12 protein-coding genes and 1 tRNA gene are annotated in these 14,187 nt (G+C 36.9%); 8 read left to right on the top strand and 5 right to left on the bottom strand.

Going from position 1 to position 14,187, the window contains the following annotated elements; genetic code table 11:
• Positions 1-202 precede the first annotated feature (202 nt).
• Both FVQ77_03200 and FVQ77_03195 read left to right on the top strand, forming a co-directional pair.
• On the top strand, positions 203-2,149 hold the full coding sequence (locus FVQ77_03200; GenBank protein ID MBW8049348.1) for an OmpA family protein: 1,947 nt from the start codon (positions 203-205) through the stop codon (positions 2,147-2,149).
• Positions 2,150-2,263: 114 nt separating this feature from the next.
• The gene (locus FVQ77_03195) at positions 2,264-3,424 is read left to right on the top strand and encodes a hypothetical protein (protein MBW8049347.1); all 1,161 of its coding nucleotides are present in this window, start codon (positions 2,264-2,266) and stop codon (positions 3,422-3,424) included.
• Positions 3,425-3,482: 58 nt separating this feature from the next.
• Here FVQ77_03195 and FVQ77_03190 read toward each other — a convergent pair whose 3' ends face one another.
• The 5 genes from FVQ77_03190 to FVQ77_03170 form a co-directional block, all read right to left on the bottom strand.
• The gene (locus FVQ77_03190) at positions 3,483-5,054 is read right to left on the bottom strand and encodes a WG repeat-containing protein (protein MBW8049346.1); all 1,572 of its coding nucleotides are present in this window, start codon (positions 5,052-5,054) and stop codon (positions 3,483-3,485) included.
• A 287-nt stretch (positions 5,055-5,341) separates the two neighbouring features.
• A complete protein-coding gene (locus tag FVQ77_03185) occupies positions 5,342-6,181 on the bottom strand; it encodes an rRNA pseudouridine synthase (protein MBW8049345.1) in 840 nt (279 codons plus the stop codon).
• Positions 6,182-6,511: 330 nt separating this feature from the next.
• Entirely contained in the window at positions 6,512-7,075 is a 564-nt protein-coding gene (gene scpB, locus FVQ77_03180) for an SMC-Scp complex subunit ScpB (protein MBW8049344.1), read from the bottom strand.
• A 63-nt stretch (positions 7,076-7,138) separates the two neighbouring features.
• Positions 7,139-7,528 carry a TraR/DksA family transcriptional regulator gene (locus FVQ77_03175; GenBank protein MBW8049343.1) on the bottom strand — a complete coding sequence of 130 codons (390 nt, stop codon included), beginning with the start codon at positions 7,526-7,528 and terminating at the stop codon, positions 7,139-7,141.
• A 392-nt stretch (positions 7,529-7,920) separates the two neighbouring features.
• Positions 7,921-7,994 (bottom strand) — tRNA-His (locus FVQ77_03170).
• A 554-nt stretch (positions 7,995-8,548) separates the two neighbouring features.
• Between FVQ77_03170 and FVQ77_03165 the strand changes: the two genes are divergently transcribed.
• The 6 genes from FVQ77_03165 (at position 8,549) to FVQ77_03140 (ending at position 14,079) form a co-directional block, all read left to right on the top strand.
• Positions 8,549-9,793, top strand: a complete 1,245-nt coding sequence (locus FVQ77_03165) for an NADH:ubiquinone reductase (Na(+)-transporting) subunit F (protein ID MBW8049342.1) — start codon at positions 8,549-8,551, stop codon at positions 9,791-9,793.
• Between the two features lie 85 nt (positions 9,794-9,878).
• Positions 9,879-10,118, top strand: coding sequence for a hypothetical protein (locus FVQ77_03160; protein MBW8049341.1), 240 nt, complete (start codon positions 9,879-9,881; stop codon positions 10,116-10,118).
• A 603-nt stretch (positions 10,119-10,721) separates the two neighbouring features.
• Positions 10,722-11,231 (top strand): helix-turn-helix transcriptional regulator, encoded by a 510-nt coding sequence (locus tag FVQ77_03155; protein MBW8049340.1) that lies wholly within the window; start codon positions 10,722-10,724, stop codon positions 11,229-11,231.
• Positions 11,232-11,265: 34 nt separating this feature from the next.
• Complete coding sequence (locus tag FVQ77_03150) at positions 11,266-11,406, top strand: SAM-dependent DNA methyltransferase (protein MBW8049339.1); 141 nt, start codon at positions 11,266-11,268, stop codon at positions 11,404-11,406.
• Between the two features lie 204 nt (positions 11,407-11,610).
• On the top strand, positions 11,611-13,065 hold the full coding sequence (locus FVQ77_03145) for a HEAT repeat domain-containing protein (protein MBW8049338.1): 1,455 nt from the start codon (positions 11,611-11,613) through the stop codon (positions 13,063-13,065).
• A 3-nt stretch (positions 13,066-13,068) separates the two neighbouring features.
• Complete coding sequence (locus tag FVQ77_03140) at positions 13,069-14,079, top strand: site-specific DNA-methyltransferase (GenBank protein ID MBW8049337.1); 1,011 nt, start codon at positions 13,069-13,071, stop codon at positions 14,077-14,079.
• Positions 14,080-14,187: the final 108 nt, after the last annotated feature.

Here is a 14,187-nt window from a genome sequence, read left to right as displayed (position 1 = left end):
TTCGGACATCCTGACCTCATAATGAAAATGTTAAAAAATATTTTTTTTATCTAAAATTAAACCTACCTTTGCACCCCTAAATCAAAACAAACAATTAAACACATTTTTCAGATGAAAATAAAAGCCACAGATTCACAGATTAAAAGAATTATTTTATAAAATCTGTGAATCTGTGGCAATCATTTAACTTACTTATTTACACATGAAAAAGTTACTGTATTTATTCTTCATAGTAAGTTTGCTTGCAGTTTCACTCCAGGCAAACGCGCAAAAAAAGCCCAAAGAAAAAGATCTGAAGCATGAAGCCAATTTGTCTTACGAAGTGGGAGACATTGGCAGGGCGATCAAAGAATATACGAGACTGCTGAAGTCATATCCTCAAAATTCCCTTGAAACTTTCAGATTGGGAGATTGTTACCTGAATAAAAACAATTTAAAGAAAGCGCAGGAATACCTGGAGAAAGCTTTTAAAATGAACCCCAAAGTTGATCCTCAGATCAATTACCGGCTAGCACAGGTTAGCCATTTAAACTGGGAGTTTAAAAAGGCAATCAGGTATTATCAGAATTACTGGGTTATTTTAACTTCTAAAGAAGGTGACAAAAAAAAGGATGTTGACAGGAAAATATATGAATGCAAAAACGGTATGGCATTAATGAAAGACTCCGCTCATGTCAGGATTGAAAATATTGGCAGGTCGATCAATACAAAGTTTGATGATTATGGTCCCGTGATCTCTGCCGATGAAACTATGTTGATATTTACTTCCCGCAGGGGGGCTGTCAAAGACATTAAAGATCTTGATGATAAGTTTTTTGAAGATGTATATATAACAAAAAAACAAGATACGCTGTGGGGCAGATCCAGAAATATGGGTGAGTTGATAAATACTGAGGGTCACGATGCCAGTGTAGGGTTGTCACCGGATGGACAAAAATTGTTTGTTTACCGGGGCCGCACTGAAAACTATGCCGCTGGTGATTTATACGTAAGTAATCTGAAGGGCGATAAATGGAGCGTACCAAACAAGTTAGGAGAAAATGTGAACACTAAAAGGTGGGAAGGAAGCGCCAGCATTACGCCCGATGAAAAGATTTTATACTTTACAAGCACCCGGAAAGAGGGAAGTATTGATGAGAAAACAGAAGATAAAGATATTTATGTAGTCAAAAGATTACCAGATGGCTCGTGGGCTCAGGCTCAGAACCTCGGACCTCTCATTAACACACAGTATGATGAAGACGGGCCTTTTATTCACCCTGATGGAAAAACGCTTTATTTTAGTTCCAAAGGGCATAATAGTATGGGCGGCTATGATATATTTACCTCGGTATTTGATGAAAAAAAACGAACCTGGTCAAAACCAAAAAATCTTGGTTATCCTATTAACACCCCCGGTGATGATGTATATTTTGTATGGTCGGCAGACGGTAAAAGAGCCTATTTCTCATCTATAAAGAATGGAGGATATGGCGGACAGGATATCTACATTTTGCACAGGCCGGAAGAAAAAAAAGTTGTACTTATAGTTATGAAAGGCAGAACATTATCGGCTGTTGACAGCTTGCCTGTACCGGCAACTATTAATGTGGCAGATAATTGGACTAAGCAGATGATTGGTCTTTATAATTCAAATAGTTTCACAGGAAAATTCACGGTTATATTGCCGCCTGGCACAAATTATAATATTGCCGTTGAAGCCACTGGCTACCTGTTCCATTCTGAAAATATTGACCTTGAAGATCAGAAGGAATACTATGAAATAGATAAAGATATTTACCTTGAACCTATAGAAATTGGCCGTAAAACCATCCTGAGAAACATATTTTTTGATATAGGATTAGATTCATTACGAGACGAATCTGCAACAGAGCTTGAAAGACTTTATAAGATATTAACTGATAATCCCACATTGGTGCTGGAAATTTCAGGGCATACCGATAATGTAGGAACGGAAGAGGCCAACCAGGTACTTTCTGAAAAGCGTGCAAAGGCAGTGGTCAATTATTTAATCACCAAAAATATAGAACCTTCACGACTGAAACCAGTAGGTTATAGTTTTTCAAGGCCTGTAGCAAGCAATGAAGATGAAGAAGGAAGACAGCTTAACAGGAGAACAGAGATTGAGATTCTTGATATATTGAAATAGGGCATCCCTAAAAACTAATTTATTTTTGAGTTTTTAGAGACGTCCAATAATAAAAAAATGACCTGGTTACAAATTTTATCCATAGCAAATAAAATCTGTTTTCTCTTTTAGTTAATGCAAATTATTGAAGTAAATACCAAAAGACTACAAAGAGACTTCCTCGAATTACCCCTTAAAATATACAAAGACGACCCCAACTGGATCCGCCCTTTAGATGATGATATTGAAAGTGTGTTTGATCCTGATAGGAACAAACTGTTCAGAAATGGAGAAGCAATAAGGTGGATATTAAAGGATGACAGTGGAGAAACGATTGGAAGAGTAGCAGCTTTTACTAATAACAAAACTGCCAGCTCTTTTGACCAACCTACGGGGGGTATGGGTTTTTTCGAATGTGTCAATGATAAAAAAGCCGCCTCCATACTATTTGACCAGTGCAGGAATTGGGTGGAAAAACGTAAAATGGAAGCGATGGATGGCCCTATAAACTTTGGAGAAAGAGATAAATGGTGGGGCTTATTGGTTGATGGATTCTTTGAGCCTAATTACTGTGTGCCTTATAATCCACACTACTATAAAACCATATTTGAAAGCTACGGTTTTAAGACTTATTTTAACCAGTATACATACAGCATACCTATACAATCTCAGTTGCCTGAAAATTATGCTCAAAAAGCTGAACGAATAGCAAATGATCCTTCCTATCATTTTGAACATATTAAGAAAAGCCAGCTTGAAAAATATGCAGAAGATTTCTGGTATATCTATAATAAAGCCTGGGTAAAGCATGCCGGGATTAAAGAAATGTCCAAAGCACAGGCTATATCGCTAATGAAAAAGATAAAGCCAATATTAGATGAAGATATTATCTGGTTTGCTTATCACGATAAGGAAGCCGTTGGTTTTTTTATTATGTTACCGGAAATTAACCAGATAATTAAATATTTGAATGGGAAATTGGATTGGATTGGCAAAATAAAATTTCTGTGGTATAAGTACAGAGGTGTATGCAGGAAAACATTTGGTGTAGCCTTTGGGATTATTCCAGCTTTTCAGGGTAAAGGATTGGAAGGAGCATTGGTAATGGCAACTGCCCGTAAAGTTCAACCGCTCAACCGCTATGATGTATTGGAAATGAACTGGATTGGCGATTTCAATCCGACCATGATGCGTATTGCCGAATCAATAGGCGCAAAGATAGCCAAAACACATATTACCTATCGAAAATTGTTTGATGAAACAAAACCTTTTAAAAGAGCGCCTGTTATAAAATGATTAAAGGATAGAATGAAGGAAGAAACGAATCAATTCAAACATTCTATCCTTTTATCCTTTAATAAAAGCTCTTAAAATACTGTATTTGATCCAATTCCGGTTCAATAGCTATTTCGCCTTTTCTGTTGACAAAACCGAATTTACCATTTTTTTTAACAGGAGCCAATCCATCTTTGAAACCCCATACTTTATCAAATTGCGGTTCAATGACGATTTCCCCGCTTCTTCTTTCAATAAAACCCCATTTGCCATTTTTTCTTACTCCCGCGAGTCCTTCATAAAAATTATACACTTGATCGTATTGTGGTTCAACTACTATTGCTCCCTTTTTGTTTATGAATCCCCATTTCCCGTCTATTGATATTGCTGCCCTGCTTTCAGAGAATTCCCATGCTTTTTTAAATTTCGGTTCAATAGCTATTTTTCCGTGAATATCAACATATCCGGTCTTGCCTCCCTCTTTTATTGATCTTAATCCCTGGCTGAACTCCTGGAAAAAGGCCTTGTAAAACTTTGGATTGTCAAGGGGTAAAAATCTAACAAAAACTCCTGAAGTGTCAATAAATCCTGATTTATTACCCATTTTTACTTTGGCTAAACCTATCATGAAGTTGGTGGCTTCATCGAATAAGGGTTCAATAACATTTTTGGTGAGGCTGTTAACAAAGCCAAACTGCCCGTTTTTTTCCAGCCGGTATATTCCTTCATTGTAGCCAACAATTTTGTCAAATTGTGGTCTTATGATCATCGTCCCCTTTATATTAATAAACCCCCATTGATTATCTTTTTTTACAGGAGCCAGCCCGTTTTTAAAACCATTGACATGGTCAAATTGCGGTTCCAATATCGGGTTGCCTTTTTTATCAACATATCCCCATAATTTTCCTTCTCTTACCATTCCCAAACCTTCAGCAAAGTTTAAAACCTCGTCATATTTTGGTTTAACTACAATATTTCCAACCCGGTCAAGATATCCCCATTTACCCTTTTTTTGAATTACTGCCATACCTTCTTTGTAATTCCATGCCTTGTCAAAATCAGGTGGTATTACAAAATCTCCTTCTATGTCAATGTAACCGTACTTACCGTTCTTTTTGACTACTGCCAGTTCCTCATAATAATCAAAAGCGTAATATTCAAAAAACCGGGGCACACCCTGCTGTAATACCACCAGTACGTTACCGTTAACATCTACGAAACCATATTCATCATTTTTCCTCACTGCGGCTATACCTTTATTAAATGGCCAGATAAAATCAAATTGCGGTTCAAAAACTACCTGGCCTAATTTGTTAACAAAACCATATCTTTCTCCTTTTTTTACTATGGCTACCCCTTTATGGAAATCCTTGGCTTCATCATACCGGGGGTCAACAATAATGTTGCCTGATTTATCTATAAAGCCCGTCAACCCGCCACTGTCTATCTTAGCCAGGCCTTCAGAAAAATCATAGACATAATCATACTTAAGATCAAGGATCATTTCTCCTGAAGTCGCTACAAGCCCCCATTTGTCTCCTTTTCTCACTTTAGCATGGACAACTGTTTTATCTTGTGCTCTTAAGATTCCTGTTTGCGCTTTTAAGATTCCTATGTTGAGCAGGAAAACGATTGTTAAGAAATATCTCATAATGGTAACTAAAAAAATGTAATGTTGCAAAATGTAAATTTAAAAGTCAAATAATAGTTGTTATTTTTTAGCTCACTAACTATAATTTTTAATTTTAGGGCTTACCGAAAAATAAGTTCCAGATTTTTGCGCACAAATTTGTTACAGATTTGGCTTATCCGATTGAGCAAAACCGCAGGAATAGCAGCGTTATTTTGAGGATTTTGCGATTGAGGATAAGTCAAAGATGTGGCAAAGTTGTGATGCAAAAATCGGAACTTATTTTTCGGCAAGCCCTTAGGCCTTTTTTATTTAAAATACTTCAGCCATATCACTTCTTTATTAGTTAAATACCTCCATTTACCTCTGGGCAGGTCTTTTTTTGTAAGCCCTGAATACTTCACTCTGTCAATCCTTACAACCTTATAACCAAGTTTTTCGAAAATCCTTCTTATTATTCTGTTTCTTCCAATGTGTAATTCAACAGCAAGCAGCTTATAATCATTATCTATTACAGCAATATCGTCAACTTTTACAGGACCGTCTTCCAGCGTTATGCCCCTAACAATCATATCAAGGTCTTTATCGGAAATTGCATTGTTCAATCCCACGTGGTACAATTTTTTAACATTGCCAGAGGGATGGGCGAGCTTTTTAGCAAGCGCTCCGTCATTTGTTAATAACAGTAACCCTGTTGTATTTCTATCTAATCTTCCTACCGGATAAATCCTTTCCCTGCAGGCATTTTTTACCAACTCCAGGACAGTACGTCTTTGTTTTGGATCTTTAGTGGTTGTTATAAAATCCTTGGGCTTGTTGAGCAAGACATAGGTCAGTTTTTCCGTCTTTAAGATCTGCCACAGAACAGACTGCCTGCCGGCCGTTTTATTTTTGTATTTAACCTGGTCATTGTTATTGACCTTATAGCCTAATTGAGTAATAACTTTACCGTTTACTTTTATCACACCTGCCTCAATAAGCTTGTCTGCCTCTCTTCTCGAACATATACCTGCGTTTGCAATGTATTTATTGAGGCGAATATTGCCTGTCCCGGCAAAGTCGGGAGATTGCGTATCTTTGACGCCTTGGTGGTATTTTTTATTCGTATGGCTAAATTGCTTAGGGGTGTTTGTAGGTTTATTCACCATGATTCAAAATCCTAAAAAGCATAAATAGAGAAAAGTCGGCAATCTACAGTCCCCAGTCGGCAAAAAAATCAGTCTGCAGTCGGCAGTCCACAGTCGACAAAAAAGAAAATAACAATCAAACCATTAAAACAATATGGCAACTGGATTTAGAAACTTAACTTAACCAGTCGGCAATCGGCAGTCAACAGTCGGTCCCGAGTACTCGGGATGGACTGCCGACTGCCGACTGGGGACTGTGGACTGCCGACTGGGGACTGCCGACTTAAAGGTATTCAATGTGATTTTGAAAAATTATGCATTTTGCTACGTTAGTTTAAACTAAAGCCAATTTTAATTATCCCCCACTTCTCCAATCACATTCTCTTCGCCAGGGAAATCTTTAGCTAAAGGCAGGTCGTCTAAAGTATTGAGGCCAAAGTAATCCATAAACTTTTTGCTGGTGCCATATATGAGGGGTCTGCCAACAGCGTCTGCTTTGCCTCTGATCTCAATGAGCTCTTTGTCTAATAATTTCTGAACAGCATAGTCGCAGTTTACGCCTCTGATCTCTTCAATTTGGTTTTTTGTAACCGGCTGCTTATAGGCAATGATGGCCAATGTTTCCAGGCCGGAATTGGATAATCTTTTCTTTGATTTTTGTTTTAACAGGATGCTGATACTTGCCTGATATGCTGGCTTGGTCAGAAACTGATACCCACCTCCAGTATGATATACCTGGAAGGCGTATTTTTCAGGTTCAAATTTTTCTATCAAATTATTGACAGCAGTAGTCACATCCTTTTCAGGAATAGGCGCCTCAAACATTTCTGTGAGGCATTGCTGAATTTCATCCTTAGTAATCGGATCTTTCGAGCAAAAAATGAGTGATTCGATATGATTTTGTAAAAAATTCATTTTCTAAGTACAAAGAACGAATATTTAGTCATTTGTACTTCATCATTCGTACTTCGTCATTTTTCATGAGATTCTATTCAGCTTTGCTTCAATCGTATGCTGGGTATGCGGTACTGCCCGAAGACGTTCCTTCGGAATTAATTTACCGGTCTCTATGCAGACACCATAGGTTCCATTTTTTATACGTACAAGCGCATTTTCTAACTGCTGCAAGAACTTTTGCTGCCGTGCTGCCAATTGACCCAGCTTTTCCTTCTCCAGACTATCTGCCCCGTCTTCAAGAACTTTTACTGCACTTGCTGTTGCATCAGTACCCCTATCATTTTTTTTGCTTAATTCTTCTTTTAGAGCGTTTAGTTCCTTTCTTGCAGCATCTATCTTATCAAGGATAATTTGCTCAAATTCTTTTAGCTCTTCTTCAGAGTATCGTAAATTTTCGGTTTTTGTTTCCATGATTCTTAATTTTTAAACATATTGAAATAATACTAATTAGTGCTTGTCTATAATGTCAAAAATATTCGTTAATGAAAATCCAAAGTTTCAACATTAAGTCGGCAGTTGGCAGTCGGCAGTCCACAATCGGCAGTCGGCAGTCGGCAGTCCACAGTCGGCAGCCCATCCCAAGTACTCTGGAGCAGTCGGCAATTGTTTTTTGCCTTTTTGCCGACTGCCGATTTTATCAATTTTGCCTTTTTGCCGACTGCCGATTGCCAACTGCTGACTTTATCAATTTTGCCTTTTTGCCGATTGCTGACTGCTGACTGTCGACTTTTTAATCAACTTACGAAGTTATGTTTTTACTATAATATATTAAACATTCGACTTTGTAGACAAACACTAATTAGGGTGACCGATGGGACTTGAACCCACAACCCCCAGAACCACAATCTGGTGCTCTAACCAGTTGAGCTACGACCACCATATACCCCCCCTATGCCGGCTCTTATCATTAGTAATTGGAATGACTAATAACCAATGACTAATAAAAATTCACGAATCATTCAATAGGTCGGGAGCGTTCTAACCCACTAAACTGATCCTACCATATCTAAAAATATGGCGCGAAATTACTAATAAATTACATTTTATACAAAAATTTGGGTCATAATTTTACTATAGTCGGTACTATGGCTATACACAATGTACAGGCAGCTAATATTAAAATACTTATTTTTTTCATCTATTAGACATCTAACATTTAAAATTCTGACAAGTTTTGGCAAAATATTTAGTTTTTGGTTGTTAGTTTTTGGTTATGGTTTGATAGTTTCTGGTTATAGTTTTTTAGTTTGTTGGTCGTGCCATGAGTCCGGCATTAGCAAACTATTGAACCAATGAACTAAAACTAACAACCAAATAACTAAAACTAATAACCAAAAACCATGAACTAAAATTTTAGTTCTATCATTCAAATATTTTTTTTATTACTATTTTTGAATATTTTTGCAACAACAATTTAACCCAATCAAAAAAATGTTCATCACCTTAACTTCAGCGATCATTTCCTTTACGCTTGTAATTCTGATTTTAGTATTGATTGTTCTGTATGTGCAATCTAAGTTAGTGCAGCAAGGAAATGTTACCATCATTGTTAACGATGACGAATCAAAAAAAATAACAACCAATGCAGGTTCTACTTTACTGTCAACCTTAGCAGCCCAAAATTTATTTTTACCTTCTGCCTGTGGTGGAGGGGGCACCTGTGCCTTGTGTAAATGTGTGGTTGAAGACGGTGGTGGAGATGTGTTACCGACAGAGGTAGGATTTCTTACCAGGACTGAACAATTAGAGAAGGTGAGGTTATCATGCCAGGTGAAGGTCAAACAGGACATGAATATCAGAATTCCGGAAGAGGTGTTCGGGATCAAGAAGTGGGAATGCACAGTTGTTTCTAATGATAATGTATCTACTTTTATCAAAGAGCTTGTCGTAAAGCTGCCTGAAGGTGAATTTCTTAAATTTGATTCCGGGCATTATATCCAAATAGATGTACCTGAATGTGAAGTAAATTATAAAAACTTTGACATTGATAACGAATATCATGCTGACTGGGATAAATTCAATATGTGGGATCTGACCATGAAAAATGGTGAGCCTGAATTTAGAGCTTACTCAATGGCAAACCATCCTGCTGAAGGAAATATTATGAAGTTTGATATTCGTATAGCCACACCACCCTGGGACAGGGAAAAAGGTAATTTTATGGAAGTAAACCCTGGCGTGTGCTCTTCCTATACTTTCGATCTTAAACCTGGTGACAAAATCACCATTTCAGGCCCCTACGGAGATTTCTTTATCAAAGACACCGAAACTGAAATGATCTATATAGGTGGTGGCGCAGGTATGGCGCCTTTGCGGTCGCACATTTTCCACCTTTTCCATACACAGAAAACAAAAAGAAAAGTTTCATTCTGGTATGGAGGAAGGTCATTAAGAGAATTGTTTTATACTGATGAATACAGGAAAATAGAAAAGAAATTCCCCAATTTTACTTACCAGATTGCCTTATCCGAACCATTGCCCGAAGATAATTGGAAAGGTTATACAGGATTCATCCACCAGGTAGTGCTTGACAATTATCTCTCTAAGCATCCCGAACCGGAAGAAGTTGAGTATTACCTCTGCGGCCCACCCATGATGAATGAGGCAGTACTTAAAATGCTTGATGACATGGGAGTTCCATCCGAGAATATTGCCTTTGATGATTTTGGGATTTGAATCGTTCTACTAAAAGGTAATAGATGTGTAATTAAAACTTCTCATATTTGTACCGATCATCGATATTTAGAATTATATAGAAGCCATGAAAAAAAACAGAACACCAAATAATAATAGAAAACCAATCAATTGGAATAATCAGATAAAGCTTGTTAAGAAGCTTTATCCTGATGGTAAACTTCCTGAGAGGGAACTTAAAGTAATAGGATTGAGTCAGAAAGAATATGATGAAATGTTTGAGAAAATTATTATCCCACAGACAAAAACTATGTTAAGAACTGCTGCAGGGAGAAGAAAATTAAAGAAAGCCGGATTAATAAATTAAGTAGATATGTCAAAAACTGCTACAGGAAGAAAAAAATTAAAGAAAGCCGGTTTATTAAATTTTGTAAAAAAGCTTATTAATAGTAATACTAAAAACAAATGAGGGAGAATTAATTTTCTGCCTTTTTTTTATATTTGCAACCTGTTATTATTAAAATTTCCACAATCCATAAGTTGGTTTATTACACCATATTGGGGAGATAAACCAAGTTTGGTTTATTCAAACGTTACCTACAATAGCCCGCCTAAAAACGGAATAGTATAAAACGAGTGTCTTTTTAGTATTTAGACAGTTAATTGCGGACAGAAACGACAATAGTTTTTTGACAATTACGTAGACGGAAGATAAAATTAAAAAAGCCCGCCCTCAGAGATTTTTATTTGATTTTTGCTACCGCACAGCAAGCACATTCAAATTTTGCTTTAAGAGTATTTATTTTTATAAGGTAAAGTAAAATTTGAAAGAGCTTGCTTTTACCAACACGCAAATGACAAAAAGCAATTTCAATTAAATGCGTATTGCATTATTTTGATATTTACTTTTAAATAATTATTGCATATTAATAATAATTAACTATTTTTGCACCAAATAATACTTTTGATCATGTTTAATAGAATTTATTTTGTACTTAAACAGCTAAATATTAGACAAGAAGCTCTTGCAACAAAATTAGGTGTTTCAAGGGCTAAAGTCAGTCGTTGGTGTAACAACATACAACAGCCAAGTTGGCAGACACTTTATTTAATTTCTAATTTACTTGAAGTTAATATTGAAAAATTAATATATGCCATCCCTCATGTTTTCCCAATATCCGAAAAGGAGCTTAATCTATCAAAATTAGGAACTCCGGATGCCTTCTTAAAACTTGTTACAGGGGAATCAGACCTAAATAACTTAGAGGTTGCATTTTTGCGATTTACAACTGATTATGGTAACGGAACAAAGGAATCATATCCAATATCCTTGCTCTCCTATGTAACTCAAATGCAAAATCCTAAAATACCGGTTGTTGAAGTTGGAGAAATCATAGATCATTGCAATCTCACAAAAGTTAAAATTGAAAATTGTCAAGAAAAGTTAAAACTGGTGTTTCTGTGTCCCAAGGAATACTAAGCAATCCAAATAAAGTTTGAATATTACTTTAAAGATGGTGAAATATAAGATAGCAAAACAAGAACCAATAGAAACAAAGCTTTGGAAGGCAGCCGACAAACTCTGGAAAAACATGGATACTGCCGAGTATAAGCATATTGTATTGTGTTTAATCTTTCTGAAATACATTTCCTGATGCTTTTCAGCAAAAACTAAAACTTGAATTGGAAAACCTGGAAAATGAAAGGAAATGCTTGTGGTCTATTTAAGTGACAGGATTTTGTATGAAATTAAAGGAGAAAATTTGGCGAAAGAGGCGTTAAAAGAAACGGAGAAAAAACTGAACATATGAGTAAAATCCAAATTGAAAAAATGAAACAAGTATTTAAACAATAAATCTATGCCATCATACAAGACAGATGAAAGCTTTTTAGAGAAAATATCAATAGGTGCTATTGGTACACAAAAGGTATTTGAACATCTTAAAAATCAAGGACATACACCAATTGAGCTTGAAAGGGGCTCAATGAGTTATAAAATTTGGAAGAAGATAAAAATCAAAAGAATTCGTGTTCCGGATATTCTTCTCGTTGACTGCGGAGTTAGAATAGAATCACGTGCCAAGACCAAGTTAGAAATCACTATGTCTCATTCAGAATCCGACCCTGTAAGGGGTTGGGATTATGGAATGAAGGACAATGATTTAGTTGCGTTGGTGGTATGTACGAAAGTTGGAGAAGAACCAATTGACTGGCAAGCAGATGACATCGTACAATACATTTCGGTTAAAGCTCTCAGGAAAGCAGCTAAGGTAGGCCGTATTGACTTTGTAAAACCAAAAGGAGCGGAGGAAGGATTTGAAGCACGAATTACATGGCCCGCTGCGGTAGCTTCTGCATCAGGGACTATCAATCAGATAACTGACGATCGAATCCAATTCAAAAGAAGTTCAGATGACCGAACTATAAGTTTGAGTTTAACCAAAAAAGGCGTTAAAATGCGTCCTTTGGTAAAAGAGGGAGAATCAATCCTTCAAAATCAAATCATTGCCTCTGTTGTTCCTGTATATCAGTATTTCGATTCATCAGCGGTTGACCAAACTTATTTCATCTCAACACTTTCCAGCACTGATCTAAGCGACCGATATGCAGCAGCGAAAGCACTCTCACATTTCAAATCAGATAAATCTGAAAAAGCACTTTTGTCAAGAATCGAAGATGCGAACGAACACATTTATGTAAAACTTGAAGCCGCTGCAAGTTTAGCAAGATTCGGAAATAACAAGGGATACGAGTTCATTGAAACCTGCCTTGCAGATGATTATGCCCAAAATGTTTTAGAAACAATAATTGTATTGGCTGAAACCAAGTCAACCAAATCTTGCGCTCTGTTAGGCAAAGTTCTTCAAGATGAAAACTATGCCCCTGAAATAAGAGCAGGTGCAGCTTGGGCGTTAGGTGAGCAAAATAACAAAAACTCTCTTTCTGTTCTGGTCAAGAGTTTCAATTCTGTTGAAGAATCCATTAAAGTAGAAGCTGCAAGAGCTTTAGCCAAACTGACAAAAAAATACACCCCTGACATTCTTAAGGAATTAGATTCCGCTTCTTCAATGGAAAAGCCAGGAATTGCTTGGGCGCTTACAATCGCTCAAAACCTACAACTTGATGATCTTTTAAATCAATTGAAAGATCTTGATTCTCGTCAATGGGTTTCGTACATCATTGGAAAGCAAGGGCAAGAAAAATACATTAAAGACATTGAGGAACTTAAAAAGAAAGACCCTGAGGTTTACTTTGCCGTCACTCTTCTTTGGAAAATTATGACAAGTTGGGTCTTTGAACTGAAAGAATATTAAAATATGAAAACAAAGTGCTTATATAAAACGAATCTGGGTAAAGCGATTGTTGGCGATTCTTTGGATCTTCTACAAGAGCTCGAACCGGAATCTATTGATCTTGTAATTACCTCACCACCTTTCGCCCTTCTTAGACAAAAGGAGTATGGAAACAAAGAACAAGATGAATATGTTGATTGGCTCCTTTCTTTTACCCAAAAAGTTCAATACATTCTTAAAGACACAGGCAGCCTTGTCGTTGATCTTGGTGGGGCATATCAAAAAGGAGTTCCCGTGAGATCGTTGTATAATTATCGCTTACTGATTCGCGCTTGTGATGAGCAAGGATGGTACTTAGCAGAAGAATTCTTTTGGTTCAATCCCGCTAAACTTCCTTCTCCAATTGAATGGGTGAACAAGCGAAAAATAAGAGTGAAAGATTCTGTCAATACAGTTTGGTGGCTATCCAAAACCGAGTTCCCAAAAGCGGATGTAAAGAATGTACTAATTGGTTACTCTGACAGGATGAAAAAGCTACTTGATTTGGGGAAGAAATACTATGACCCTAGGTTGCGCCCATCGGGTCATGACATTAGCGATGGTTTTTACAAAGATAATGGTGGTGCTATCCCTCCTAATATTTTGCCTATACCTAATACTGAAAGCAACTCACAATATTTAAAATACTGTAAACTACTTGGAGAGAAAGGGCACCCTGCCCGATTTCCAGGAGACCTTCCGGGCTTTTTTATTAAGTACCTGACAGAACCGGGAGACACGGTTTTGGACATATTTGCGGGATCTAATACGACCGGATGGGTAGCTGAGCAACTGACCAGAAACTGGCTGGCTTTTGACTCAAACCATAAATACTTGACTAATTCGGCTTTACGTTTTCTTGACAATGTTCCAGAAGATACATTGAGGGAAATCCATAATGAATTACTTAACAATTCCGCTGCGGAGTTCAATGTTCGTGAGACAATCCCAACACTGTTTTATGAAGATCAAGTTGAATACGAGAGTAAAAAATGAATATCCGCAACCAAATACTGCTCAAGTCAACTTCAAAACTCCCAATATGCCATACACTGGCCGTTAGTGGCAAGTATAACGATATTAATTGATAAACAATAAATAATA

Source organism: Cytophagales bacterium, assembly GCA_019456305.1.
In the GTDB taxonomy this organism is placed as follows: Bacteria; Bacteroidota; Bacteroidia; order Cytophagales; family VRUD01; genus VRUD01.
The sequence above is the reverse complement of the archived record's forward strand: the minus strand, read 5'-3'. Positions and strand labels throughout refer to the sequence as shown.

What these genes read in the sequence shown, in the direction of transcription:
- FVQ77_03165 (MBW8049342.1), top strand. Translation starts at nt 8,549, where the DNA reads ATGTTCATCACCTTAACTTCAGCGATCATTTCCTTTACGCTTGTAATT.
- FVQ77_03155 (MBW8049340.1), top strand. Translation starts at nt 10,722, where the DNA reads ATGTTTAATAGAATTTATTTTGTACTTAAACAGCTAAATATTAGACAA.
- FVQ77_03140 (MBW8049337.1), top strand. Translation starts at nt 13,069, where the DNA reads ATGAAAACAAAGTGCTTATATAAAACGAATCTGGGTAAAGCGATTGTT.
- FVQ77_03190 (MBW8049346.1), bottom strand. Translation starts at nt 5,054, where the DNA reads ATGAGATATTTCTTAACAATCGTTTTCCTGCTCAACATAGGAATCTTA.
- FVQ77_03200 (MBW8049348.1), top strand. Translation starts at nt 203, where the DNA reads ATGAAAAAGTTACTGTATTTATTCTTCATAGTAAGTTTGCTTGCAGTT.
- FVQ77_03185 (MBW8049345.1), bottom strand. Translation starts at nt 6,181, where the DNA reads ATGGTGAATAAACCTACAAACACCCCTAAGCAATTTAGCCATACGAAT.
- FVQ77_03150 (MBW8049339.1), top strand. Translation starts at nt 11,266, where the DNA reads ATGGTGAAATATAAGATAGCAAAACAAGAACCAATAGAAACAAAGCTT.
- FVQ77_03195 (MBW8049347.1), top strand. Translation starts at nt 2,264, where the DNA reads ATGCAAATTATTGAAGTAAATACCAAAAGACTACAAAGAGACTTCCTC.
- FVQ77_03145 (MBW8049338.1), top strand. Translation starts at nt 11,611, where the DNA reads ATGCCATCATACAAGACAGATGAAAGCTTTTTAGAGAAAATATCAATA.
- FVQ77_03160 (MBW8049341.1), top strand. Translation starts at nt 9,879, where the DNA reads ATGAAAAAAAACAGAACACCAAATAATAATAGAAAACCAATCAATTGG.
- scpB (MBW8049344.1), bottom strand. Translation starts at nt 7,075, where the DNA reads ATGAATTTTTTACAAAATCATATCGAATCACTCATTTTTTGCTCGAAA.
- FVQ77_03175 (MBW8049343.1), bottom strand. Translation starts at nt 7,528, where the DNA reads ATGGAAACAAAAACCGAAAATTTACGATACTCTGAAGAAGAGCTAAAA.